1 protein-coding gene is annotated in these 435 nt (G+C 74.0%); it reads left to right on the forward strand.

Going from position 1 to position 435, the window contains the following annotated elements:
- The coding region (locus tag G3I71_RS47920) for an alpha/beta fold hydrolase (protein WP_369335591.1) at positions 1–344 on the forward strand (344 nt) is incomplete at its 5' end.
- Positions 345–435 lie beyond the last annotated feature (91 nt).

Here is a 435-nt window from a genome sequence, read left to right on the forward strand (position 1 = left end):
CCGGCCTCCCCTGGCGCACCGAGGCCGACCTGGACTTCTACGTGGGCGAGTTCGAACGCACCGGACTGACCGGTGCCCTCAACCGCTACCGGAACATGGACCGCGACTGGGAAGACCTCGCCGAGTACGACGGGGCGCCGATCGTGCAGCCCTCGCTCTTCCTCGGCGGCGCCCTCGACGCCTCCACCACCTGGCTCTCCGACGCCATCGCCGCCTACCCCCGCACCCTCCCCGGCCTGGTCGCCTCCCACCTGCTCGACGACAGCGGCCACTGGCTCCAGCAGGAGCGCCCCGCCGAGGTGAACCACCTGCTGACGGCCTGGCTGGCCGGGCTCCCCGGCTGAATCCGCCCCGGTCAGGGCCTTGTCCCCGCAACGGCCCGTCCCGAAGAATGCGGGCGGCCCGCGCGCAGGCCGGCGCGGACCGCCGCACTCC

Source organism: Streptomyces sp. SID12501 (assembly GCF_010550245.1).
In the GTDB taxonomy this organism is placed as follows: Bacteria; Actinomycetota; Actinomycetes; order Streptomycetales; family Streptomycetaceae; genus Streptomyces.